We start from the raw sequence: 24,873 nt of genomic DNA on the forward strand, positions 1-24,873 counted from the left end.
CAGACTCCATCAAACAGGATAGTCTTGGCACTATCCTGCGATCTACACTTCCTCAGCACACGATCCTTGCCCTAATTTGTCGTTTGTTTGCAAATTCTTCCTCTCAGGCATCTGAGCTTCACTTACAATCAAGATAACGCTCGCGTCCTGCACCTTGCAGGCTGCGCTGCGCGATCGTCAATTAATAAACTATGCGGACCTGCCCTAATGTAGGCGGATTAGCCTGAGGTGATAGCCGTTCTTCTCTCTCGCATCCGCCCGGCATTGCGGTATGCTGCAGCAAACCAGTGAGACCACACCATGAAACTCAGCACCCGCATCATCTTGCTGTGCGCCATCACCCTGTTTGGCATTTCCGTAATTTCTGCCATTTCCTTATATTCCCTGCGCCAGACCATGACCAAGGAGCGCACTGAGCAGATTTCCAATATGGTGGAAATGGCCCATGCCGCCATAGCAAAAGCCTATGCACTGGAACAGTCAGGCAAGCTCTCACGTGAAGATGCGCAAAAACAGGCCAAGCTGGCGATTGCCAGTTTCCATAAAGATGAAATGTATTTCTTTGTACGTGGCTATAACGATGATTTATTGCTTGTACACCCCAAGGCGGACCGCATAGGTGTACCGCAAAAGGATATGAAGGAATCTGGAGACCGTTACCGTGCCTCCCTGGAAAAAAATAAAATAGGGATAGTGCAAGCCCTGGGCACACGGCCAGGCGTACAAGGCCAGGTTGAGAAAATATATGCCGTCATGCGCTTCACTCCGTGGGAATGGCTGGTAGGCACCGGTACATATCTGGACGATATTAACGAAGCCTTCTGGCATCAGGCTGGCATCCTGCTCGGCCTGGGATCCCTCATGATGGCAATGGTCGGCGCCCTCGCCTGGCACATGACACGCACGATTCTCGGCCAACTGGGTGGAGAGCCCGCTTATGCGGCCGAGGTAGTCGGCCATATAGCCGAAGGTGACCTGACTGCAGACATACAAGTCAAGGATAATGATCAGTCCAGCTTGCTGTTTGCAATAAAGAGCATGCGCGACAAGCTGGCATCGGTCGTCAGCGAAGTGCGTACTGGTTCAGAATCGATTGCCACCGCTTCTGGCGAAATCGCTTCCGGCAACCTGGATTTGTCTAACCGCACCGAGCAGCAAGCAGGCGCGCTGGAAGAAACCTCATCCACGATGGAAGAACTGACTTCCACCGTCAAACAAAATGCCGACAATGCCAGACAGGCCAATCAACTGGCGATCTCGGCGTCTGAAGTGGCAACTCAAGGCGGCAGCGTCGTCGGCAAAGTGGTGGCGACCATGGGTTCCATTAATGAGTCATCGAAAAAAATCGTCGATATCATCAGCGTCATTGATGGCATTGCCTTCCAGACCAATATCCTGGCCTTGAATGCAGCTGTTGAGGCTGCGCGTGCTGGTGAACAGGGACGTGGTTTTGCCGTGGTTGCCAGTGAAGTGCGCAACCTGGCACAACGCTCGGCTTCTGCTGCCAAAGAAATCAAGACCCTGATAGACAGCTCGGCAGAAAAAGTGGAAGAAGGTGGCAAGCTGGTTGCCATCGCCGGTTCTACCATGGATGAGGTGGTTGCCAGCGTCAGGCGTGTGACCGATATCGTCGCCGAGATTGCCTCCGCCAGCCAGGAGCAAAGCTCAGGCATAGAACAAGTCAATCATGCCATCGTTGATATGGATAATATGACGCAGCAAAATGCGGCCCTGGTGGAGCAGGCTTCAGCTGCTGCCCAGGCCATGAATGAACAGGCAGCCAGTCTGGCGCAGGTAGTGAATATCTTCAAGGTGCATACAGCAGCACATTCAGCACCCCAGGTTCACCCGGCACGCGCACAGGCAAGAACGAGCTCAGCACAAGCGACTCAGCCACCTCGTCTGCGCTAAATCCTCGCTCATTCAATCCTCAGTCAAGGAATATTTGATTCCTCAAGCTATCAACCATGCGCAGGCGCTGCTGGGCCTGCGCACTTGCTGAAGCATGCGGGCCAGTATTCACTTGCAGGTTGATCTTGCTGTCTTGCGTGTCTGGATGGTTTTGGGTGCTGACCAGCTTGCCAAACTCAACTCTGGACACGGTTAGCAATCTATCGCTACTCTTTTCCAGACTTGCACTATTCAACTGGTTTTTATCAAAGCCCAGAACCAGCTTGCTGCTGGCATGGTCTTCTACCTTGGAATAGCGGTAATTTTGCGAACCCATGTCTCCAGTCAACACCGGCTTTACATCTGATTTTAATTCCTGATGAAAGGCAGCACTCAGTCTGGAATCAAGTATCTGGCTGATATTGCCATTGGCTGCATGGCCCTGCTGTGTCGTCTTTTGACTGACTTGATAATTGAAATAATCACTTTCCTGCAAACGCGCCGGATTGGGTGTACTCACCACACCGCCGATTTTTGCGCTGAAATCAGCAAGCCCTGTGAGCAAAGGCTGGGCAGCGTCATCCCAAAAACTTGGTGCGCGGCCTGGTAACTGCGTACTTAAATCAGAACCATCTTCTTCGGTATTGATTTTTTGCATGATGGAGAATGCATCCTTGTAGAGCGATACCAGCTCTTTGTCAGCACTGCCACGATTGCCTGCATTATCGATTTGCCCAAGAAATAGCTGTATTGCCTTATTTCTTTGCGCAGCATTACCGCGCAAGCCAGGATTGTCATGGCTGACGTCAATGTCTATCTCTCCACTGGCCGATTTTATGTTGAGCTGATGGTGGGATTGATTGATATTAAAATTCAATTCCTGCTCACCGACTTTGATATCCAGCTTGAGCGAACTGATGGCAAAGGTGTCGAAGCTGGCCAGTGCATCGAGATTGATACGCTGGTCGGCAAAATAACTATTGGCCGTTTTCTCCAGGCCAGCCGCCAGTTTTTCCAGAGCTCTGCTCTCGGACTCAGTCAGTTCAGCACTGCTACTGGCTTCCACACTCAGGCCATCAACATTACTTTTGATAGAAAATTCTACACTGCGCCCAGATGCCAGCGTGACACTCAAGCCCAGGCTTTGATCTGCATGCTCGCGCAAATTATTCAACCTTGCCTGGCTCAGTTCTGCCACATTCTGGCTGGCACTTGCCTGAGCAGGATAGCTGCCAATCACTGCCTGCTTGAATTCACCATGCGTGGTTTGAAAACGCTCAATCAAGCCAGAGGCAACACCATTGAAACGCCCGGCCACTGTAGTCGACCTGGCATTTTTCTCCAGCATATAGCTAAGAGTATCATCGCTTTTGTTTTCCAGCCATTGAGTAGCCGGAGCAGGAACAGACCCAGTTTGATCATATGTCTGCGGCACCAACACCGTACGTGCTGTACGCAAGTTCAGTTGATAAGAAGGTGTTGCCGCTGGCGAACTGGCAGCATCCACAGGCAATGCGGCACTGCCTGCTGATTTATCCAGCACCAGGGCCTGGCTTGCACCAGCAGCCACATTGAGCTGCGTTGCTGCCGCGCCCAGACTAGAAAGAGTAGTCGTCATATCAAGTGTACATCCTGGAAATAAATTCTTGCATTACGTTCAATTGATTAACGACAAGTTTTTATTTTTCTTTAGTAAATACACATCAAAATTGCAGCGATCATTGAGAAATAACTGAGAAATAACTGAGAAAAATTTATCTTGCTTCGATCATAAAAAAAGAGATGCCTGAGCATCTCTTTTTTTTAAGCACCTTGCTGATACAAATGATCAGCAAGTTTACATCAGGACAGGCTCCAGACATATTCCAGCTTGGTCCAGGCTTGCTGAGGTTTGCCATCTTTGGCGCCTGGTTTGAATTTGCAGGAAGAGTAAATTTTTTGTGTTGCCTTATCCAAAGCCTTGGAGCCACTGGATTTCTCTACCTTGGAATCAACTACCGCACCATCAGGGCCCACCAGTATCGACAAAACTACGGTACCGGTTTCTTCATTCATCAATGCTGATTTTGGGTAAACCGCTTTTTCGCAAGTTTGCTTGTCAACGGAAGGAGCGATTTCACTGGCAAATGCTGGAACAGAAGAAATAGCAGAAACGAATAGCGCAGCGGCGAGAATTGATTTTTTCATGGGAGTGATGAGAATGACGAAGAAATAGACAGAAAACAAAGAAAAGAACGAGATTGCCATATGGAAACAGGTGCGTATTTTACTGCACAATTTTTCCTCAGAGCAATTCTTTTCAGCTGGAATATCGCTCTCGATTGTTAAAGATTGTGCCCATCAATATCACATAAACTTCGCGTTACACTATGGCAAGACAGTCTTGCAAGCTGTTGCTTGATGACATGAACACTTTGCCTTTTTCCCCTATCTCCACTAGTCTTAATCAGGCAGTAATTACCAACTTATATGAATCAAAAAGAATAATTATTGAGTGGGAGACAAAAATGAAATTCGTCAAATTTCTACTTGCAATGCTGCTAACAAGCCAGTTATCGCTGGCATTGGCTGAAGATAATCCTGCTGATGCAATTGCCATGGTCGACAAGGGCCTGGCCTATATGCAAAAGAATGGTAAAGATGCGCTGGTGCAGGAAATTAATAACAAGAATCCGGAATTTATCAATGGCTCTATCTACCTGTACTTGCGTGGCATGGATGGCGTCGTTATCGCTCATCCTATCAACCCCAAACTGGTAGGCAAAAACATGCTGGACTTGCCCGATGCCGATGGCAAATACTATCGCAAGGACATCATTGCCCTGGCCAAAAGCAAGGGCAAAGGCTGGGTCGATTATCGCTATAACAATCCGGTATCCAAACAGGTAGAAAACAAGACTACTTATATTTTGCGCAATAATGACGTGATACTGGAAGCTGGCATATATAAAGCAAAATGAAAGACTGTCACCTTTGACTCAAATGCTTTTGACTTGTATTTCCCTCAGGCTTGTATAAAGGTATCGATAAAATCGATACCTTCCTCTCCGTTTTTGCTGCATCCCTCTCTTAATTCATATTCCACGCATTTGCCCAAGCCTTGCGTGCGGCATCGCACAGACGACAAAATCGACCCGCGGTAACTTCTGACAATGCTTCATGGCAAAAAATAGTTTGCATGGGCAGGAATTTGCAGCGAAAAGGTGTCAATCCCAGCGCCTTAAATCCATGCCTTTCTTGCGACTGTTTTTGGCCGTTTACACTCTGCAAATGCTTATAAGGAACCAGCCATGGTCAAGCGAATTCTCGTTGTCACGCCTGTTATTGCCGATGCTCTGGCACTTCAGGAGGCACTGCTCAAAGCCCGCGATGGTTATTATGAAACTGTGTTTGCAGATACCTTGGCTGCTGCCATTGAACATCTGCAAGACAAAACCAAGCCGATTGATATTATCTTGCTCGACTGCTTCCTGCCAGACAGCAAGGGCATAGGCAGCTTCCAGCATTTGTTTGCGATCGTTCCCAAAATCCCCATACTCACTATCTGTGATACTGACCATGCGCTGGCGATAGAAGCTGTAGAACTGGGCGCTCAAGGCTTCCTGACACGTGGGCATTTTTCCAGTTACCTGGTGCCACAGTCCTTGCGCAATATCATCCAGCGCAAAGCGGTCGAGGACGCAGCCTTCTTGGAAAAAGCGCGGGCAGAAATCACCCTCAACTCCATTAGCGACGCTGTCATAGGTACAGATATGGCGGGCAATATCGATTATCTCAATGTCGCCGCCGAACATATCACCTTGTGGAAGCGCGAAGAGGCACAAGGCCAGCCCATAGACACGGTCATGCCACTCATACAAAGCGAAAACCGGCAGCCTAAAGCCAACCCTGTCATCCAGGTATTGCAACAGGATACAGCTACGACACTGACTCCTGGCACCATATTGCTCAGACGTGATGGCAGCGAGGTCGCCATTGAAGACTCCACTACTCCTATCCATGATGCGTATGGCAATCTAGCGGGTGCTGTCATGGTCTTTCGTGACATCACTGCTACCCAGGCCATGGCTGTGAAAATGGCACATCTGGCGCAACATGATTTTCTGACCAATCTGCCCAATCGCGCGCTCTTGAATGATCGCATTGCACAAGCCATCGGCCTTGCTAAACGACGCGAAACTCATTTGGCCGTGCTATTCCTGGACCTGGACAATTTCAAGCATATCAATGATTCTCTTGGCCATGCCCTGGGCGACATGTTATTGAAATCCGTGACTGAACGCCTGTGCGCCTGCGTGCGCAGTTCTGACACTGTCAGCCGCCAGGGTGGCGATGAATTCGTGATATTGGTGACAGATGACAAGTCCGCCGAAAATGCCGCCTTCACTGCCGAAAAATTATTGAAATCGCTGGCTACACCACATAGTATCAATGGTCACGAACTGTACGTCACCACCAGCATAGGCATCAGTTCCTATCCGGCAGACGGCACAGATGCAGATACCCTGATAAAAAATGCCGACACAGCCATGTACCAGGCCAAGGAAAAAGGACGTAACAACTTCCAGTTCTTCAAGCCAGAAATGAATGTGCGTGCAGTTGAGCGACAAGTCATAGAAGCCAATTTGCGGCTGGCAATGATACGCAATGAATTCTCTCTGCATTACCAACCCAAGATCAACCTCAAAAGCGGTGCCATTACCGGTGCAGAAGCCTTGTTGCGCTGGTCACACCCACAATGGGGCATGGTGCCACCTATACGTTTTATTGGCATTGCAGAAGACTGTGGCGTCATCATTCCGCTAGGTCGCTGGGTCTTGCGTGAAGCCTGTATCCAGACCAAGAAATGGCAGGATGCGGGATTGAAAATTTCGGAAATTGCCGTCAATATTTCTGCTGTCGAATTTCGTCGCCAGGACTTTGTTGAAACTGTGCGTGCCATCTTGCAGGAAACCGGACTTTCCCCCCGTTGCCTGCAGCTGGAAATCACCGAAAGTGTCTTGATGCGAGATGCGGAAAACAGCATCGCCATACTGCAGCAATTGAAAGACATGGGCATACAACTGGCTGTTGACGATTTTGGTACCGGCTATTCCAGCCTGAGCTACCTGAATCAATTCCCGATTGATGTTCTGAAAATCGACCAGTCTTTTGTCAATGAAATAGGTGCCAGCAAAACCGATGGCGACGGCATCATCGTCAGTGCCGTCATCGCCATGGGCAACAGCCTGAAACAAAAAGTCATTGCAGAAGGCATAGAGAAACAGGGACAACTGTCATTCTTGAAAGCCCAGCATTGCGAGGAAGGCCAGGGCTATATTTTCAGCCGGCCACTGGCGGCTGATCAATTCGCTAAAATGCTGCGTCTGGGAGTGACCGCACATGCGCCTATTCCTGTACTGATGCCAAATTGAAGCGTGCATTATTCTGATATAGTTGACCACCTACATATCAGCAATTGACTGGGATACGCATTGAAAATTTATGGCTATAAAAATACAGGACTGGCACCAGCAGACATCATTTCTGATGAGATGGCAGAAATCACTCTGGTAGCCTCCGCACAAGAACTACGCAAAATTGCAAGCTTTATTGTTTCTGCAGCTGATGATATGGAAAGAAAAAACTCCAATTGGGAACACAGGCATTTATCAGATGCAGATAAGAGTTTTGAAGGTTCACCACACTTCGTAGTTTACAAACCAAATACACAAAACTGAACTGCAATAAAGATAAAAAAACGGACATGCAAGCATGTCCGTTTTCGTTTTGAGCCAAGCAGTCAATACTTATTCGTAATCGCTGACTGGTATGCAAGAGCAGAACAGATTGCGGTCACCATAGACATTGTCTGCACGGCCAACCGGCGCAAAGTATTTATTCTTGCGCAGGGAAGCTACAGGGTAAGCTGCCACTTCACGGCTGTAAGCATGTGGCCACTCATTGGCGATCAATACTTCTGCTGTGTGTGGTGCATGTTTCAGCGGATTGTCCTTGGCATCAAATTCACCACTGGCTACCTTGGCGATTTCTTCACGGATGCTGATCATGGCATCAATGAAGCGATCGAGTTCAGCCTGGGATTCGCTTTCTGTCGGTTCTATCATCAGCGTGCCAGGCACAGGGAAACTCATGGTCGGTGCGTGGAAACCAAAGTCGATGAGGCGTTTGGCCACGTCTTCATTGGAAATGCCAGTCGCATCGGTCAATGGACGCAGATCCAGGATGCACTCATGCGCAACCAGGCCATCATGACCGCTGTACAGTACAGGGTAATGCGGAGCCAGGCGTTTGGCGATGTAGTTCGCTGCCAGGATCGCTGTCTCGGTCGCTGCCTTCAAGCCTTCTGCACCCATCATGGCGATGTACATCCATGAGATAGGCAAGATGCTGGCAGAGCCAAATGGTGCTGCGCTGACGGCAGAGATGCCATTTTCACCACGTACATAGCCAGTGGACTTCTGGTTAGGCAGGAACTTCGCCAGATGCGCACCAACTGCAACCGGGCCTACGCCTGGACCGCCACCACCGTGAGGGATACAGAAAGTCTTGTGCAGGTTCAGATGGCTGACATCGCCACCAAACTTGCCTGGCGCTGCTACGCCGACCAGCGCATTCATGTTCGCGCCATCGACATACACCTGACCACCGTGGCTATGCACGATTTCGCACAGTTGCTGTATGCCTTCTTCAAACACACCATGCGTGGATGGATAAGTCACCATCGCTGCTGCCAGGTTGGCGCTGTGTTTTTCTGCCTTGGCTTGCAAGTCAGCCAGATCAACGTTGCCCTTGTCATCGCAAGCCACCACAACCACATCCATGCCTACCATGCTGGCGGATGCCGGATTGGTACCGTGTGCAGAAGATGGGATCAGGCAGATATTGCGGTGCGCTTCACCACGGGATGCGTGGTAAGCCTGGATCACCAGCAAGCCTGCGTATTCACCTTGTGAACCAGCATTTGGTTGCAGGGATACGGCATCGTAACCTGTTGCTGCGCACAGCATGGCTTCGAGTTGGTCGATCATTTCGCGGTAACCGATGGTCTGGTCATTTGGCGCGAATGGGTGGATGCTGGAGAATTCAGGCCAGGTCACAGGAATCATTTCGCTGGTGGCGTTGAGCTTCATCGTGCATGAACCCAGCGGTATCATGGTGCGGTCCAGCGCCAGATCCTTGTCAGCCAGGCTGCGCAGGTAACGCAGCATTTCATGTTCTGCGTGATAACGGTTGAAAGTTGGGTGTGTCAGATAAGTCGTGCCGCGTGTCAGCGCCGCTGGGTAAGCATCATTGACGCCAGCTTCTATCGCTGCAAAATCTGGTACTGTTGAGACACCGCTAGCCTTGGCAAAAATCGCCCACAGAGCTTCAACATCAGCACGTGTGACTGTCTCATCGAGAGAAACGCCAACTTGCGTTGCGCTGATCTGGCGCAGGTTGTAGCCAGCAGCCTGGGCAGCCTGGTGATATGCCGCCGCATTGGTGACATTGACGGTCAGAGTGTCAAAGTAGGTGGTATTGGCGATAGCCAGACCTTGCTGTTTCAGGCCGCCAGCCAGAACACCTGTCAGGCGGTGTACGCGCAAGGCGATCTGGCGCAGGCCTGCAGGGCCGTGATAAACGGCATACATGGAGGCTATCACTGCCAGCAAAACCTGTGCAGTACAGATATTCGAGGTAGCTTTTTCACGGCGGATATGTTGCTCGCGTGTTTGCAGGGCCAGGCGGTAAGCCTTGTTGCCTTGTGCATCAACCGTCACACCAACCAGACGGCCAGGCATGCTGCGTTTGAATGCATCGCGTGTGCCCATGTAACCTGCGTGCGGGCCACCAAAGCCCAGCGGTACACCAAAGCGCTGGCTGTTACCAACAACAACGTCAGCACCCCACTCACCAGGGGAAGCGATCAGTGTCAGTGCCAGCAAATCGGCAGCAGCGATGACCATTGCGCCTTTGGCATGCAAGGCTGCCGCGTATTCGCGGTAATCAACGATGGAACCATCAACGCCAGGGTATTGCAACAAGACGCCGAAGCAATCATTGTCCAGCGCTTCATTGCCAGCGCAGGTACGCACTTCTATACCCAGCGGCTTGGCGCGGGTTTCTATGATTTCGCGGGTTTGTGGCAAAACATCGGCAGCGACATAAAACACATTGGATTTGGATTTGCCTACGCGCTGTATCAATGTCATGGCTTCAGCCGCAGCCGTGCCTTCATCCAGCATGGAGGCATTGGCGATATCCATGCCAGTCAGGTCAGTGATGACTTGCTGGAAGTTCAGGATGGCTTCCAGACGGCCCTGGGAAATCTCTGGCTGATATGGTGTGTAAGCTGTATACCAGGCAGGGTTTTCAAAGATATTGCGCAGGATCACGCCAGGAGTATGCGTGTTGTAATAACCCTGACCGATCAAAGACTTCAGTACACGGTTTTTCGACGCCAGTGCCTTCAATGTGGCCAGTGCTTCCTGTTCGGACTTGGCTTCTGTGAATTGCGCCAGTGGCAGCACATCGTGACGGCGGATATTGGCCGGGACGATGGCATCAATCAGGGCTGTGCGGTCAGCATAGCCCAAGGTTTTCAGCATGGCGGCTTGTTCTGCTTCAGAAGGGCCGATATGGCGAGCGATGAAAGCGTCATGCGCTTCCAGTTGGGTCAGTGAAGGACGGGTCATGGTATATGGGGTACAGAAGAGTAACGTGGAATATCAGGTGTAGCTATGCGGGATAAATCGCAACAGGCAAATCCATATTAAAAGAGGCAGCCAAAGGCTACCTCTCTTAATGAATCTATTAAGCGATGTTCTTGGCGTAAGCTTCAGCATTCATCAAGGCATCAACATCAGCAATATTGGCTGGCTTCAGTTTGAACAGCCATGCTGCAAACGCATCAGCATTGATGGATTCTGGCGCATCGGCCAGTTCTTCATTGATGGCCACAACTTCACCAGTCACTGGTGCATAGATATCGCCAGCTGCCTTGACGGATTCAACTACTGCGCAATCCTTGCCAGCTTCGAGTGCTGTGCCAACTTTAGGCAGATCAACGAAAACGATATCACCCAAAGCATCCTGAGCAAATTCAGTAATGCCGACAGTGATCGTGCCGTCTGCTTCTGTGCGTACCCATTCGTGGGATGTCGTGTATTTCAGGTCTGCTGGTACGTTCATGATGGGCTCCAGTTAAATAAATTGTTTTAAATAATAATGAGTGGCTAATCAATAGTAGTCAGTACTAGTAGCTGTACTGACTGCAGATCAAATTATACGGCCAGGATTTTGCCGTTACGGACAAAAGGCAGTTTGACAACAGATGCTGCCAATTGCTTGTCACGGATAACAACATGCACAGTATCGCCTACAGACACGCCCATAGGCAAACGTGCCAGCGCAATTGCCTGTTCCATGGTCGGGCTGAAAGTACCGCTGGTGATTTCGCCTTCGCCTTGTGCACATACCACTTTTTGATGGGCGCGCAGGATGCCGCCTTTTTCACGCAGGATCAGACCCAGGAACTGGGCATTCTGGCCTTGTGTTTGCAGCGCTTCCTTGCCAACGAAATCGCGTTCGCTGACCAGGTCGATAGTCCAGGCCAGACCAGCATCAAGCGGGTTGACTGTTTCATCCATGTCCTGGCCATACAGATTCATGCCAGCTTCCAGACGCAGGGTGTCACGTGCACCGAGGCCAGCAGGTTTGACACCCGCCGCAACCAGGGCATTCCAGAAATCAGTTACGCGATCAGCAGAAACGGCAATTTCAAAGCCGTCTTCACCGGTATAACCAGTGCGCGCCACCATGACTTCACCAAAGGAAGTATCAGCGACGATGACTGCGTTGAAGGGTTTGATTTCTGCACTGGCTGCCTTGGTTTCTGGCAAGACTTCCCATGCTTTGGCGCGGGCATTCGGGCCTTGTACTGCTACAAGAGCGAAAGCATTTGCGCCATCGCGACGCTGGGTAATCGTCAGGCCGCTATTGGTCTCTGCATTGCGGGCAGTCATCCAGGCAATGTCTTTTTCTGCCGTGCCAGCATTGACGACCAAGCGGAACCAGTTTTCGTTGAAGAAATAAATGATGAGGTCATCGATGACCGTGCCTTCAGGCTTCAACATGCAGGAATACAGGGCCTTGCCCGCTACCTGCAATTTATCGACATTATTGGCAACCAGGCCACGCAGGAAGCTGCGTACATTCTCGCCCTGCAAATCAACGACACACATATGGGACACATCAAACATGCCACAATCAGTGCGCACTGCATGATGTTCTTCGATTTGGGAACCATAGTTGACAGGCATGTCCCAGCCGCCAAAATCAACCATTTTTGCACCAGCCGCACGATGGGCTGCATTGAGGGGAGTTGCCTTGAGTGATGTCGCTGCTTGCGTCATGAGTGCCTCGTTACCAGATTGAAGGGACGAACAAACGCACGCCGACGAATAAACGCCGCATGCGCTGAAATCGCATACCCCTCTGTCCTGGTACCTGAGAGATTACGGGAGCCATGTATGTTTGCTGCCCGCGCGCACCTTCGGTGGGTAGTCCGGCGAATATTTATAAATCTGCCGCTACCGCTCTCCAGAGTTGGGGCAACTTTTAACTACCCCGTTGATCGGTCCTTTGTGCCTGAGAGTTTTTTGGGTATTAGCCCCTTCGGCGGTAACTTTCGTCACGCTCTCCCGATCAAGTAGCGCGATTATATAAGGCTTGCAAGGGCTTGGGTAGTTGAGTGTGGAAATATTTACAGAAAAGTAGTTAGTTCATGCTGAAATTGTTAATTTGGCAAATAAAGTTTTATTGGAGCAAATTCTTTGCACCTGACTTTCATTGCCAAATTAATTACTGAGAAAAATTTTCGAAACCATGCGCCCGGTTTTTGGGTTTTGGGTTTTGGGTTTTGGGTTTTGGGTTTTGGGTTTTGGGTTTTGCTGTCGCTTTTGACGTTCGCCGTTCCCATGTGTAGCCGCCGTTTGTGCGGTACAGAAAATGGATCAAGAAGGACCGCTGTCTGAGCGTAGCGAGTTTCGGGCCTTCCCATTTTTTGTACCGCACAAACGGGAACCCCGAAGGGGCAGCTACGCCTGGGTCGCCTTTTTGGCCCACCTTTTTTGGCGAGACAAAAAGGTGGGTAGCCGCCGGTCTACCACCGGCCAGCAATCTTAAATAGCGAGTGCAGGCATTTGAGAAGCTGACTCGTAAAACAATTCGGATGCAGGATTAATGTACCTAAGGGTACGCCACGAACGCCGCTGGATTCCTGCCAAAAGCACGCAGGAATGACGTTATTGAAGTTAGACAATTTATTGAGGAAGCTCTTCAGCGATGACAGTAACAAATTCCTTCTATTTCCCCCTCAACACCAGCACACTCTTCGTATGCCCCACAACATCCTTCTCACTCAAATACTGCGGCACATAAGTCCCAGCCGCAAACCCCGCCGCCTGATCATTGTAATGCGCATCAAACAAAACCCCGCTCTGTCCCACAGGATTGATGCCTAAAGCTTTAGATGCATCACCAAAATCAATCAGACGTCGTGTCGATGGGCCATATACGACATCCCATGGTGCAGGCCCGATTGCAGACGCAAGATTATTCGGCAACTCGCGCCCGCCGGCAACTTCAAACGGGCCGATGTTGAATATTTTATCCAGCGGTTTTTGCTGGGAGAGCGGATGCTTATGCGTCATGGTATGTGCCTTGCCCCAGATCCACTGCTTGCTATCCGTACCAAAGGTTTTTTGCAAATGGGCGATGCTATCGCGCCATGCCAGCGCCAGAATATCCTCACGAGTTTCCACGACTGGCGTAGCACGGTTATCCCACCAGGGTGATTTTGCATCGGCCAGCAGACGTGGCAAGGCATAGTCCAGGGCGCGGGTGCGCAAAAGATTCTTGAATTGAACCTCACCCACTTCATCTGCCATGGCAGCATAGATGATCTGATACAGCAATTGACTGAAGATGGTGGGGGCTATGCTATTCGCCTGATAACTACCATCCCATTTTTCCAGTTGCTCCAGCAGGCGCTTGCCGTCTGCATCAGTTATTTGCTTGCGCAAGACTGGCAATATAATTGGCAAAATCTGTGCGACATAATCTGTCTTGTTTTCAAGCTGTAAAGCCTGGCTGTTTTTGGTATCCCACTTGATGCCAGGTTGCGATAACAAAGCCTCTAGTCTGCGAGCACGCTCGTTCAGATTGTAGTAACCAGGGATGGCAAAATCTGCAGATGGCAAAGGTTGTTGATTTGCAGAGACGATAAAACCGCGAGCAGGATTGACTTCATGTGGGTTATCAGCAAAATCAGTAAAGCCAGGTTTGTCAGCTTCTGCCGTACTGCCATCGAGTATAAAAGCCGGATTCATATCGGTAGGCCGTTTGACCAGTTTCGCCGCCGCCCACCAGGCGATATCACCTTGCGCATTCGCCCACACCACATTCAAACCTGGTGCATGGATATTGCTGGCAGCATGGGCTGCAATGTCTTTTGTGCCAGCACGGTTCAATTCATAAAAGGCATCGAGCACAGGATTTTCAGTTTCAAGGAACGCCCACCACATGGCGATGGGTTTGACAGTCATATCTTCGCCCCAGGCCAGCCTGAAGGCGTCGCTGATGATGGGGCCATGAGGAGATGTCCGCAATTGCAATTTGACGGCTTCCGCACCTTTGACCTTGATGATTTCCTCGCGGCTTTGCATATCCACCCATTGTCCCTTGATCCAGACTTGATTGGGATTTTGCGGGTTAATTTTTTCAGCGATAAAATCAACATCATCATTCTGGAACATGGTCAGCGTCCAGCCAAAGTTCTGATTATGTCCGAGTAAAGCAAAGGGATTGAGTGCCTGATGGTGGCCATATAATTCAAAACCCGGCATTTTGAGATGCGCCTCATACCAGACTGCGGGGGCTGAGTAGGCGATGTGCGGATCACCCGCCAGCAAGGGCTTGCCGCTGGCAGTATTTTTGCCAGCCACTACCCAGGCATTGCTGCCCTCGAACTGGGGCAAGCCAAACTCTTCCATGACTTGCTGGCTCGTCGTTGCAATGCGGTTCATCCTGTCCCAGTCCATTGCGCTCAATTGCAGAGGTTTGATGACACCTTCGGGATGCCAGGAGAAATCAAAGATACGCAAATAATCTGCCCCCAGCTTGTCGCGTATCTGTGTCAATACTGGTTCAGAACGGAAAGCCGCTGCAAAGCTATAGGCCATGTAACCGGATACAGCAACTGTGTCTTCTGCAGTGAATGGCCGCCTGGGTATGCCCAGCAATTCAAATTCAAGTGGTACTGCATGGGTAGCCTGATATTGGTTGATGCCATCGAGGTAGGCATTCAGGGCTTTGACTGCAGCAGAATTTTTTTCCAGCCTGGCCGCATAATCCGCCGCATGCTTGCGCAAACCCAGGGTGCGGAACAGGCGGTCAGTATCCAGCAGTTTGGAACCAAGGATTTCTGCCAGCTCACCTTTGGCAAGGCGGCGCACCATTTCCATTTGAAACAGCCTGTCCTGTGCATGCACATAACCCAGGGCGCGATATAAATCTGCTTCGTTCTTCGCCTCTATATGTGGCACACCACGCTCATCATATTGCACAGTCACTTCAGCCTGCAGACCTGTCAGCACAAGATTGCCTGAGCGTTGCACGCGCTTGCCATATATATGGACACAGGCAGCGATGACAACTATCAGCAGCAAGGCGGATAATACAAGCAGACTCCATTTCAGCAAGCGTTTCATTCGTGAGCTTTCAATGTGGCATAGTGTTCAGATTCTACACTCAGTCGCAAGAATCACGCTGAGCGCGCGCTGCCGTCAATATTATCAATAATTTATCATCAGAAAAAGAGCTTCATAGACTATTGATTTTGACTCACCTATCATCATCTATACCCTTTGCTATTTGCTTAGCCCACGCTCGCCCACTATTCTGGACTGTGCATGACCAATCCCACCCCCACTCCCCCTCCAGCCGTTGAAATTTCCCAGCGCAGCAGCTTGCAAACCCTCAAAGGCTTGTTGCCATTCCTGACGCCATACAAAACGCAATTTGTATTGGCCGGCATCGCTTTGCTGGTGGCAGCCGGTGCCACATTAGCAATACCTTATGCTTTCCGCCAGATGATAGACCTGGGCTTTGGTGGTGGCGATCACAGTATCAAACACGTAGACCTGACCTTCATTGCCTTGTTTGGTGTGGCCTGTGTGCTGGGCATAGCCACTGCCGCCAGGTTTTACATGGTGTCGTGGCTGGGTGAAAGAGTGACGGCAGATATACGCAATGCGGTGTATTCACATGTGGTTACGCAAAGCCCTGAATTTTTTGAAACCACGCAAACTGGTGAAGTATTGTCGCGCCTGACGACCGATACTACGCTGATACAAACTGTGGTAGGCACCAGCATCTCCATGGCTTTGCGTAATTTCCTGCTCTTTCTTGGTGGTCTGGTGATGTTGTTTATTACCAGCCCCAAATTATCATCCATCATCATCGTCATGCTGGCGGTGGTGGTCTTGCCCATCATCCTGTTTGGTCGTCGTGTACGCACCTTGTCGCGTGATTCGCAAGACAGGATTGCCGATGCATCGGCAATTGCAGGTGAAATCTTGAATGCCATGCCGACGGTGCAAGCCTTCACTCATGAGCATATAGAAGCCCAGCGTTTCTCTGGCTCGGTCGAAGGTGCGTTTAAAACTGCCATGCGCCGCATACGCGCCCGCTCGCTACTGACGGTCATGGCTATCCTGCTGATCTTCGGCGCGATTGTTTTTGTATTATGGCTGGGTGCCCATTCAGTCATGCAAGGCCGCATGAGTGGCGGTGAACTGGGTCAGTTTATTTTGTATGCCTCTATCGTGGCGGGTGCCGTCGGGGCTTTGTCTGAAGTTATGGGCGATGCCCAGCGCGCAGCAGGAGCAACCGAGCGCCTGCTGGAATTGATCGAAGTCAAATCACCGATACAAAATCCAGTAAAAGCACTGAACTTGCCTACCCGTGCCGAACACGATCCCAGAGGAGCTGCGCTGTCACTGCAGGGTCTGGAGTTTCATTACCCTTCGCGCCCCAATACCGCAGCCTTGTTGAACCTGAATCTGGATATACAGCCCGGCGAAACTGTTGCCATTGTTGGTTCTTCCGGTGCGGGCAAGACTACCTTGTTCCAGATGCTGTTGCGTTTTTATGACCCTCAGCAAGGCAGGATCACTCTCGATGGCATCAATATACGCGACTTGAGCCTGCATGAATTGCGTGGCGCTATAGGTGTGGTGCCGCAAGATACAGTCATTTTCTCAGCCAATGCCATGGAAAACATACGCTATGGTCGCGCCGATGCCAGTGATGCAGAAGTAATTGCGGCAGCGAAAATGGCAGCCGCGCATGAATTCATAGAAAGACTGCCGGAAGGCTATCAATCCTTCCTGGGTGAACGAGGCGTGCGTCTGTCTGGCGGACAAAAGCAAAGGATAGCCATTGCCCGCGCCCTGCTGAAAAACCCGCCACTATTGCTATTGGATGAAGCCACCAGCGCGCTTGATGCAGAGTCAGAACGCCTGGTGCAAGGTGCGCTGGAAGTGGCGATGCAAGGCCGCACTACCCTGATCATTGCGCACAGGCTGGCCACCGTACAGCGTGCCAACCGTATCATCGTCATGGAACATGGACGCATCGTGGAAACTGGCACCCACTCTTCGCTGGTAGAGCAAGGTGGGGTCTACGCGAAACTGGCTGCATTGCAGTTTGATTTGCACAGGAATGAAGAATAGCAATAGATTAATAAACCATGGCAAAATAGCCAACTCATCACCCACACATAAAGGAGACCATGATGATAGGCTACATTACCCTGGGCACGAATGATGTGAAGCGTGCCGCCGCTTTTTACGATGCGCTGCTGGCAGAAATTGGCGCCAAACGTACGATGGAATCAGAAGGTTTCGTCGCCTGGGGAGTCAGCCCCAAACATCCCGCACTGGGTATTATCACGCCTTTTAATGGCGAAGCGGCGACTGTAGGTAATGGCAGCATGGCGGCTCTTGTCGTTAAAACCAAAGAACAGGTGCAAGCTGTATATAACAAGGCTATTGAACTGGGTGGCAAAGATGAAGGCGGACCAGGCCCACGGGGTGACAGCGGTTTTTACGCTGCTTATTTCCGCGACCTGGATGGCAATAAGTTGAATGCATTCTGCATGGGTGGCTAAGTTTTAGCTGGCTGTTGCAAGTCCCCCGATTTGCAACAGCAAACAATTGCTATTTAGTCGCTCGCCGCTTCAAGTGCAGTAGCAACCGCAGCAAGGATGCGCTGGGAAAATTCTTCATCTTCCGCCACACGCGCCAGCACGACTGCGCCCACCATACTGGCCAAAGCCAGCATGGCCTTGTCTTCTCTTTTCTCTTTCGTTTCGCCAGGCAGCAAGTCCACCAGCACAGCCATCAAGTCATGTGCGCCTTTGTCGGCAGCTTTGCGCACAGTCTCGTTTTGCCTGGCCATGTCTGACCCAAGGGCTGCGAGGGCACAGCCCCTGCCAGGCTTGTCCCTGTGCGCCAGAGACAGATAATCATTGGAGATGCGTGACAGCGCGGTATCCGGTGATTCTGTCTGCCACTTCTTCCAGCGCTCTGCGGAGCGCCCCAGACTCAGTGCGCAGGTTTGCGCAATCAAGTCTTCTTTGGAAGAGAAGTTTCCATAAAAACCACCATGTGTAAGGCCAGCACCCTTCATCAGATCAACCACGCTGACACCGTCATAGCCGCGCTCCCGGAATAGCTGCGAAGCTACATCAAGGATGCGCTGGCGATTTTCATTTGCCTGCTCTCTGCTGACTTTCATGACCCTGCTCCATCAATAAATTCTCTTGACATTATAGATTATAAACGTAATATATGCAATCATGATGATCATCATTTAAAACCAAGTCCGCCCTTACATTCACGGAAAACAATATGGATACCAGGAACAATCTATTGAACAAATACCCAGCGATCTGGCTGGTGCTATTGGGCACTGCGGGCACCTTTGCCCTGACCATGGGGGCGCGGCAAAGCATGGGCTTGTTTTTAAGCCCTATGAATACTGCCACTGGCCTGGGCGTAGGCAATATCAGCCTGGCTTTCGCTTTTGGGCAATTGTGGTGGGGCCTGACACAACCATTTGCGGGTGCCTTTGCCGACAAAATGGGCGCTGGTCGCGTCTTGTGTGTGGGTATCATCCTGGTGGCAGTGGGTACTTTCATCACGCCGCTGATGACGACCACGGCTGGCCTGATCTTTGCCATAGGCATGCTGGCGGCAGGTGGTGCAGGCATGGCCGGGCCAGCGGTGCTGATGGCAACTGCCACCCGCATGATCCCGGCAGAAAAGCGAGGCATTGCTACTGGCATCGTGAATGCTGGCGGCTCTTTTGGCCAGTTTTTGATGGCACCAATCGCCATCACGCTCATGGGTTTGTATGGCTGGAATAATGCCATGCAGATCATGGGTGTACTGGTTTTGCTGGCCCTGCCCGCTGCCTATTTGTTACGTGGAAAACCTGTACAAGCTGCCAGTACTGGACAAGCGCCTGTCAGCACATCCAAGGCCATCTCCATCGCCCTGAAAAATCCCAGTTACCTGATGCTGGCTGCAGGCTTTTTTGTTTGTGGCTTTCATGTGGCTTTTCTCGCCACCCATTTACCCGGCGTAATCAGCCTGTGCGGCTTGCCTGCGGAGTTTGGTGGCTGGGCGCTGGCCATGCTGGGCCTGTTTAATATCATAGGCAGCATTTCCATGGGCTGGGCAGTAGGCAAGTGGCGCATGAAGTCACTGCTGTCATTGCTGTATGCGACACGCGCACTGGCCGTCATCCTGTTTTTACTGGCACCCAAAACTGGTGCCGTGGTACTGGTATTTGCAGCAGTGATGGGGTTGACTTTCTTGTCCACCGTACCGCCGACTGCTGGCCTGGTTGCCAAGTTGTTTGGACCTGCCAATATGGCCAGCCTGTTTGGCATCGTCATGCTGACACATCAACTCGGTGGCTTTCTGGGTGTCTGGCTGGGTGGCAAGGTGCTGGAAGCAAATGGCAATTTCAATTTACTCTGGTATATCGATATCGCCCTGGCAGTCACTGCTGCCCTGGTACACTTACCCATACAGGAAAAACAATTGCAACTGCAGGCAGCCTAAGCCGCGCTGCAGTCAAGCTGACAGCAGGGTTTATTTAATGACTGAATAAACCTGCTTGCCTGCCACCCAGGTTTGCAAGACCCTGATCTTGTAAATGTCTTTGGCAGGCATGTTCAGCATATCCTGGTCTATGATGATAAAGTCTGCCCACTTGCCTGCCTCCAGCGTACCCAGGCTATTTTCCTGATGTGCCGCATAGGCAGCATCAAGAGTGAAGCAGCGCAAGGCTTCCTGCACAGTCATGGCTTGACTGGCATACCAGCCTTGCGCAGGCTTGCCCGCCATGTCCTGACGGGTAACAGCTGCGTGTATCCCCCAGAATGGATTGGGCGATTCTATAGGGAAGTCAGAACCGCAGGCGATACGTGAACCTTGCTTCAGGAAGCTGCGCCAGGCATAAGCTCCCTTGATGCGCTCAGCCCCTACCCTGTCCTCAGCCATATTCATATCCGATGTTGCATGAGTGGGCTGCATGGAGGGCAAGATGCCCAGTTGCTTGAAACGTGGAATATCATCCAGTGCCACGACCTGGGCATGCTCTATGCGGTGACGCAAGCTGGCGGATGCTGATGCTGGCAAGCGGGCAAAGCCATCCAGTATCTGACGGTTACCGGCGTCACCAATCGCATGCACATTCACCTGGTAGCCCTTGCTGGCGGCTTTTTCTATCATGGCGTACATGTCGTCGGCAGTCTTGAACAGCAGACCATGCGTATGCGGCGCATCTGAATACGGTGCCATCAAGGCCGCACCACGGCTACCAAGCGCGCCATCAGCAAACAATTTTACGGCTCGCAAAGAGTAAAAATCTTGCCCATATGTCAACAATGGACCTTGCTGGGAAACTTTATCGAACAAGCCATCTGTGCCACGCACCATGCCATAAACACGCGCAGTCAACTTGCCCTGGTCTGCATATTCACGGAATAATTTATCGGCAGCTTCAGATACACCAGCATCATGCACACTGGTGACGCCGACCTTCGCCAGTTCCAGCAAGGCCAGGTTCAGGGCAGCCCTCTGCTCCGCATTTGATGCCGGCGGCACTACCTTGTCGACCATGCGCATGGCAGCATCTACCAGGATGCCGGTAGGCTTGCCCTGAGCATCTTTTTCTATCTTGCCACCAGCAGGGTCAGGCGTACTTTCTGTAATGCCTGCCAGCTGCAAAGCCTTGCTATTGGCCCAGCCAGCATGGCCATCTACCCGAGATAACCACACGGGGCGATCCTTGACTACTACATCAATTTCCTGCGCAGTGGGAAAGCGACCCAGCTTCCAGTTGGCCTGATTCCATTCACCACCGATGATCCACTGGTTCAGAGGGAAGCGGAGTGCATAGTCTGCAATTGCCTTTTGCGCGTCAGCCAGATTGGCAGTAGCACGCAAGCCCAGTTGCATTTGACTTACCCCCAGGCTCAGCACATGTCCGTGCGCGTCTATCATGCCTGGCAACAAGGTTTTACCACCGCCATCCACATGTCGCGCATTGGGCAAGCGCACTGCCAGCTCTGCCGATTTACCGGTGGCAATTACTTTACCGGCATCGTCAAATGCCAGCGCCTGAAACTGCAGTAATTGCGCCCCGCTAAAGGTATACCCACGGACATTATTAATGATCGTATCGGCGGCGGCAGTACCTGCATACAGGCAACTGCAGCTGGCAATTGCCAGCATCAAGGGCTTCAATGTGCTGTACATGTAAAGGTCCAGAGATAGATAAAGAGGGATATTGTATTTCAATATGCATTGATAATTTGGATATAGCAAAGAACAATGAGAGCTTGATTTTTCTCATTGTCATTTAACAAATCAGCCTATCATTACCAATCCACCAAGTCAACTTTAGATGAACTTAGATGATTTTTATCAATAATTAGATCAATTTAAGATCATTTACCACAAAGAAAAAGTAAAATCCAAAGAAAATCTCATGTAACAGATGTAAAACTTGTCATATAACTGACATTTACCTTGACGCTGCAAACGGCACTTGCGTACACTCTCACGATCCTGCAATCCACGTCGACTATGGTCGATTAGACAATTCATTGCCTATGAAACGATTCCGACTAAGCTCCCCAAGCATATTGACCGCCGCTTTACTAGCGAGCCTGGCACCTCAACTATGTCTTGCCGACGCTCCTCCAGCTTTTTCCCTGGTCTCAGCACCAGAAACCACCAACTCAGTTCAAGCTACTGCTGCCAGTCAGGCAGTCAACCTGGAATTACCTCCGGACGTAGCCAATTTTGAATATACGGACAAAACCACAGACCTGTGGGAAAGAGTGCGCGCCGGTTATGCCATACCCGACCTGGAAAACCAGCTCGTAGCAAACCAGCTGGCCTGGTACGGCACCCGGACTGAATATATTCTGCGCACTGTGCAACGTGGCTCCCGCTACCTCTATCACGTGGTGGAAGAGCTGGAAAAACGTGGCATGCCAACTGAACTGGCCCTGCTGCCATTCATAGAATCTGCGTTTAACCCCCAAGCCATTTCCACCGCCAAGGCAACCGGCATGTGGCAGTTCATGGCAGCGACAGGTCGTGACTTCAACCTCAAGCAAACCATGTTCAAGGATGACAGGCGCGGCGTGCTGGACTCTACCGATGCTGCCCTGAATTACCTGGAAAAGCTGTATGGCATGTTTGGTGACTGGCAGCTTGCGCTGGCAGCCTATAACTGGGGTGAAGGTTCAGTCCAGCGGGCCATCAAGAAGCAGCAGGCACTGGGTTTGCCTATAGATTTCCAGAGCTTGTCGGTGCATATGCCGAACGAGACTAAAAATTACTTGCCAAAATTGCAGGCAGTCAAGAACATCATAGGCCATCCAGAACAATTCAACCTGGCCCTGCCCAAGCTGGACAACCAGCCTTATTTCGTGTCGGTTGAAAAAACCCGCGATATTGATGTGCGTGTTGCAGCACAACTGGCTGAGCTTTCCATCGATGAATTCAAGGCCCTGAACCCGCAATTCAGCCGCCCCGTCATTACTGGCAGCAGCAGTACCAAGATTTTGCTGCCTACGGATAATGCGGCACTGTACAAGGCCAACCTGAACAAGTGGCAAGGCCCTTTATCCACCTGGTCTGCTCACACCGTACAAAAAACCGAGCGCATAGAATCACTGGCCAGCAAATTGGGCTTAAAGCCCGAAGTCGTGCGTGAAGTGAACCTGATCCCGGCAAAAATGATGATCAAGGCTGGCTCTACCTTGCTGGTGCCAAAGTCTGATAAAGCACCTGATCACGATATTTCTCTGGAGATCGCTGAAAAAGCCCAGATCGTCATAGAAAAAACCAGCACCCGCCAGCTCAGCTACAAAGTGGGCAAGCATGATAATCTGGCTGCCATCGCCAAACGTTTCCGTGTCAGTGTTGCCGAGTTGAAAAACTGGAATCATTTAAAGCGTGAAAACATTTCCCATGGCCAGACCTTGCACATACAGTCACCCATCGTTACGCAAGTCAATCAAACCAATATAGTGGCAAGCAGCCGCAAGGCACCAGCACCTAAAATTGTCCATCGCACAGCAGCACCAACACGCAGTGGCAAAACGCTGATAGCAAACCTCAAGGCAGGCAAAAAGAAACACAGCTAATCAAGCTGCCCCGGCAGGGTCCGCCCAGACCGGGCCAGCCTGTCAACCTCCAAGCAAAACTCAGGGCCCTCCCATGCAAATGTGAGGACCTTGAACTCAACTCCAGCGACACAAACACAGACAAGCCGATTCACAGCCAGGATTAGCTGTGTTGCAATTCACTCATCTGCAACAGGTCTTACTCCCTCTACTGGATCTTGATAACGACCTTACCTTTTGCCCGTCCATTTTCGACATAAGCCAAGGCTTCATTACTGGCTTCAAACGGAAAAACCTTGTCTATCACCGGACGTATTACACCGCTATCGATAAGAGAAGTAATTTCACGTAATTGCCTGCCGTGCGCCCTCATGAACAGGAAAGAGTAGCTTATATTGCGACGCGTGGATTTCCTCCTGGCGCCAAAACTCAACATGCGCATGATCAATTTCACAAACCACGGAGCGCCAATTTCTTCCGCAAACGCAGGATCCGGTGGCCCGGAAATTGAAATGAGTTTTCCGCCAGGTTTTAGTATTTGCAGTGATTTTTCCAGCGTCTGAGCGTCCTGGCTATTCAATACCACATCGTAATCGTGCAAGATTTTTTCAAAATCGTCTTTCTTGTAATCGATCACGATATCTGCACCCAGACTTTTCGCCAGATCAATATTTGCAGTACTGGTTGTGGTGGCGACAAATGCACCCAGATGCTTCGCCAATTGAATTGCAAATGTCCCCACTCCACCGGAGCCAGCCTGGATGAATACCTTTTGCCCTCGCTTTAAATTTGCCCTCTCAACCAGCGCTTGCCATGCAGTCAAACCTACCAGCGGAATAGATGCAGCTTCTTCCATACTTAGTGAAGCTGGCTTTATCGCCAGCGAATCTTCCTTGACGGCGATAAACTCTGCAAAAGCACCAATCCTGAAATCATCTGGCCGGGCATAGACTTCATCACCCAGCTTGAACTGCCGCACTTTAGAACCCACTTTTACCACAACCCCGGCTGCATCATGCCCGAGAATAAGTGGCAAGCGATAAGGCAGGAGGAGTTTAAATTCACCATCACGTATTTTGGCATCGAGCAGGTTAACTGCAGCGGCATGAATTTCGATCAAGACTTCATCTTCGCGTATCTCAGGGATTGGAATTTGACCAATGCGCAGCGCACCCTTTTTTTGGTAGCGATCAACAACGAAAGCTTTCATCATGATTATG

Annotated in this window: 17 protein-coding genes and 2 riboswitches; of the genes, 8 read left to right on the forward strand and 9 right to left on the reverse strand. The window is 50.8% G+C overall.

What is annotated here, in order from left to right:
- Nucleotides 1–300 precede the first annotated feature (300 nt).
- Nucleotides 301–1,911: a methyl-accepting chemotaxis protein gene (locus DFR42_RS06885; RefSeq protein WP_110254127.1), complete on the forward strand. Its 1,611-nt coding sequence runs from the start codon at nucleotides 301–303 to the stop codon at nucleotides 1,909–1,911.
- Between the two features lie 19 nt (nucleotides 1,912–1,930).
- Here DFR42_RS06885 and DFR42_RS06890 read toward each other — a convergent pair whose 3' ends face one another.
- Both DFR42_RS06890 and DFR42_RS06895 read right to left on the reverse strand, forming a co-directional pair.
- Nucleotides 1,931–3,508 carry a hypothetical protein gene (locus DFR42_RS06890; RefSeq protein ID WP_110254128.1) on the reverse strand — a complete coding sequence of 526 codons (1,578 nt, stop codon included), beginning with the start codon at nucleotides 3,506–3,508 and terminating at the stop codon, nucleotides 1,931–1,933.
- 224 nt (nucleotides 3,509–3,732) lie between these two features.
- The gene (locus DFR42_RS06895; protein ID WP_110254285.1) at nucleotides 3,733–4,077 is read right to left on the reverse strand and encodes an energy transducer TonB; all 345 of its coding nucleotides are present in this window, start codon (nucleotides 4,075–4,077) and stop codon (nucleotides 3,733–3,735) included.
- Between the two features lie 320 nt (nucleotides 4,078–4,397).
- On the opposite strand from DFR42_RS06895, the gene DFR42_RS06900 reads away from it, so the two are divergent.
- The 3 genes from DFR42_RS06900 to DFR42_RS06910 all read left to right on the forward strand — a co-directional run bounded on the left by DFR42_RS06900 (nucleotide 4,398) and on the right by DFR42_RS06910 (nucleotide 7,610).
- On the forward strand, nucleotides 4,398–4,850 hold the full coding sequence (locus tag DFR42_RS06900) for a cache domain-containing protein (protein WP_110254129.1): 453 nt from the start codon (nucleotides 4,398–4,400) through the stop codon (nucleotides 4,848–4,850).
- Between the two features lie 330 nt (nucleotides 4,851–5,180).
- Nucleotides 5,181–7,304 (forward strand): EAL domain-containing protein, encoded by a 2,124-nt coding sequence (locus DFR42_RS06905; protein ID WP_110254130.1) that lies wholly within the window; start codon nucleotides 5,181–5,183, stop codon nucleotides 7,302–7,304.
- Between the two features lie 60 nt (nucleotides 7,305–7,364).
- On the forward strand, nucleotides 7,365–7,610 hold the full coding sequence (locus DFR42_RS06910; protein ID WP_110254131.1) for an Imm32 family immunity protein: 246 nt from the start codon (nucleotides 7,365–7,367) through the stop codon (nucleotides 7,608–7,610).
- Between the two features lie 69 nt (nucleotides 7,611–7,679).
- Here DFR42_RS06910 and gcvP read toward each other — a convergent pair whose 3' ends face one another.
- From gcvP to DFR42_RS06935, 4 genes are all read right to left on the reverse strand, one after another.
- Nucleotides 7,680–10,568: an aminomethyl-transferring glycine dehydrogenase gene (gene gcvP, locus DFR42_RS06915; protein ID WP_110254132.1), complete on the reverse strand. Its 2,889-nt coding sequence runs from the start codon at nucleotides 10,566–10,568 to the stop codon at nucleotides 7,680–7,682.
- Between the two features lie 118 nt (nucleotides 10,569–10,686).
- Nucleotides 10,687–11,064 (reverse strand): glycine cleavage system protein GcvH, encoded by a 378-nt coding sequence (gcvH, locus tag DFR42_RS06920; RefSeq protein ID WP_211324161.1) that lies wholly within the window; start codon nucleotides 11,062–11,064, stop codon nucleotides 10,687–10,689.
- 92 nt (nucleotides 11,065–11,156) lie between these two features.
- Entirely contained in the window at nucleotides 11,157–12,287 is a 1,131-nt protein-coding gene (gene gcvT, locus DFR42_RS06925; protein ID WP_110254134.1) for a glycine cleavage system aminomethyltransferase GcvT, read from the reverse strand.
- Between the two features lie 72 nt (nucleotides 12,288–12,359).
- A riboswitch (glycine riboswitch) is annotated at nucleotides 12,360–12,488 on the reverse strand.
- A gap of 11 nt (nucleotides 12,489–12,499) precedes the next feature.
- Nucleotides 12,500–12,588: riboswitch (glycine riboswitch) on the reverse strand.
- A 650-nt stretch (nucleotides 12,589–13,238) separates the two neighbouring features.
- The gene (locus tag DFR42_RS06935; protein ID WP_110254136.1) at nucleotides 13,239–15,644 is read right to left on the reverse strand and encodes a penicillin acylase family protein; all 2,406 of its coding nucleotides are present in this window, start codon (nucleotides 15,642–15,644) and stop codon (nucleotides 13,239–13,241) included.
- 201 nt (nucleotides 15,645–15,845) lie between these two features.
- Here DFR42_RS06935 and DFR42_RS06940 point away from each other — a divergent pair, with 201 nt between their 5' ends.
- Entirely contained in the window at nucleotides 15,846–17,669 is a 1,824-nt protein-coding gene (locus tag DFR42_RS06940) for an ABC transporter transmembrane domain-containing protein (RefSeq protein ID WP_110254137.1), read from the forward strand.
- Between the two features lie 62 nt (nucleotides 17,670–17,731).
- Complete coding sequence (locus DFR42_RS06945) at nucleotides 17,732–18,106, forward strand: VOC family protein (RefSeq protein ID WP_110254138.1); 375 nt, start codon at nucleotides 17,732–17,734, stop codon at nucleotides 18,104–18,106.
- A 53-nt stretch (nucleotides 18,107–18,159) separates the two neighbouring features.
- Here DFR42_RS06945 and DFR42_RS06950 read toward each other — a convergent pair whose 3' ends face one another.
- A complete protein-coding gene (locus DFR42_RS06950) occupies nucleotides 18,160–18,735 on the reverse strand; it encodes a TetR/AcrR family transcriptional regulator (RefSeq protein ID WP_110254139.1) in 576 nt (191 codons plus the stop codon).
- 113 nt (nucleotides 18,736–18,848) lie between these two features.
- On the opposite strand from DFR42_RS06950, the gene DFR42_RS06955 reads away from it, so the two are divergent.
- Nucleotides 18,849–20,069, forward strand: a complete 1,221-nt coding sequence (locus tag DFR42_RS06955; protein WP_110254140.1) for an MFS transporter — start codon at nucleotides 18,849–18,851, stop codon at nucleotides 20,067–20,069.
- A gap of 30 nt (nucleotides 20,070–20,099) precedes the next feature.
- Here DFR42_RS06955 and DFR42_RS06960 read toward each other — a convergent pair whose 3' ends face one another.
- Entirely contained in the window at nucleotides 20,100–21,770 is a 1,671-nt protein-coding gene (locus tag DFR42_RS06960) for an amidohydrolase (protein WP_110254141.1), read from the reverse strand.
- A 356-nt stretch (nucleotides 21,771–22,126) separates the two neighbouring features.
- Here DFR42_RS06960 and DFR42_RS06965 point away from each other — a divergent pair, with 356 nt between their 5' ends.
- Nucleotides 22,127–23,674, forward strand: coding sequence for a transglycosylase SLT domain-containing protein (locus tag DFR42_RS06965; RefSeq protein WP_110254142.1), 1,548 nt, complete (start codon nucleotides 22,127–22,129; stop codon nucleotides 23,672–23,674).
- Between the two features lie 187 nt (nucleotides 23,675–23,861).
- Here DFR42_RS06965 and DFR42_RS06970 read toward each other — a convergent pair whose 3' ends face one another.
- Nucleotides 23,862–24,863: an NADP-dependent oxidoreductase gene (locus tag DFR42_RS06970; RefSeq protein ID WP_110254286.1), complete on the reverse strand. Its 1,002-nt coding sequence runs from the start codon at nucleotides 24,861–24,863 to the stop codon at nucleotides 23,862–23,864.
- Between the last annotated feature and the right edge of the window lie 10 nt (nucleotides 24,864–24,873).

Origin of the sequence: Undibacterium pigrum, assembly GCF_003201815.1 — a bacterium.
Lineage (GTDB): Bacteria > Pseudomonadota > Gammaproteobacteria > Burkholderiales > Burkholderiaceae_D > Undibacterium > Undibacterium pigrum.

Bases quoted from the DNA above. Each gene is read 5' to 3' on its own strand.
- DFR42_RS06955 (WP_110254140.1), top strand. From the start codon at position 18,849: ATGGATACCAGGAACAATCTATTGAACAAATACCCAGCGATCTGGCTG.
- gcvP (WP_110254132.1), bottom strand. From the start codon at position 10,568: ATGACCCGTCCTTCACTGACCCAACTGGAAGCGCATGACGCTTTCATC.
- DFR42_RS06950 (WP_110254139.1), bottom strand. From the start codon at position 18,735: ATGAAAGTCAGCAGAGAGCAGGCAAATGAAAATCGCCAGCGCATCCTT.
- DFR42_RS06895 (WP_110254285.1), bottom strand. From the start codon at position 4,077: ATGAAAAAATCAATTCTCGCCGCTGCGCTATTCGTTTCTGCTATTTCT.
- DFR42_RS06945 (WP_110254138.1), top strand. From the start codon at position 17,732: ATGATAGGCTACATTACCCTGGGCACGAATGATGTGAAGCGTGCCGCC.
- DFR42_RS06970 (WP_110254286.1), bottom strand. From the start codon at position 24,863: ATGAAAGCTTTCGTTGTTGATCGCTACCAAAAAAAGGGTGCGCTGCGC.
- DFR42_RS06960 (WP_110254141.1), bottom strand. From the start codon at position 21,770: ATGTACAGCACATTGAAGCCCTTGATGCTGGCAATTGCCAGCTGCAGT.
- DFR42_RS06890 (WP_110254128.1), bottom strand. From the start codon at position 3,508: ATGACGACTACTCTTTCTAGTCTGGGCGCGGCAGCAACGCAGCTCAAT.
- DFR42_RS06905 (WP_110254130.1), top strand. From the start codon at position 5,181: ATGGTCAAGCGAATTCTCGTTGTCACGCCTGTTATTGCCGATGCTCTG.
- gcvT (WP_110254134.1), bottom strand. From the start codon at position 12,287: ATGACGCAAGCAGCGACATCACTCAAGGCAACTCCCCTCAATGCAGCC.
- DFR42_RS06885 (WP_110254127.1), top strand. From the start codon at position 301: ATGAAACTCAGCACCCGCATCATCTTGCTGTGCGCCATCACCCTGTTT.
- gcvH (WP_211324161.1), bottom strand. From the start codon at position 11,064: ATGAACGTACCAGCAGACCTGAAATACACGACATCCCACGAATGGGTA.
- DFR42_RS06900 (WP_110254129.1), top strand. From the start codon at position 4,398: ATGAAATTCGTCAAATTTCTACTTGCAATGCTGCTAACAAGCCAGTTA.
- DFR42_RS06940 (WP_110254137.1), top strand. From the start codon at position 15,846: ATGACCAATCCCACCCCCACTCCCCCTCCAGCCGTTGAAATTTCCCAG.
- DFR42_RS06935 (WP_110254136.1), bottom strand. From the start codon at position 15,644: ATGAAACGCTTGCTGAAATGGAGTCTGCTTGTATTATCCGCCTTGCTG.
- DFR42_RS06965 (WP_110254142.1), top strand. From the start codon at position 22,127: ATGAAACGATTCCGACTAAGCTCCCCAAGCATATTGACCGCCGCTTTA.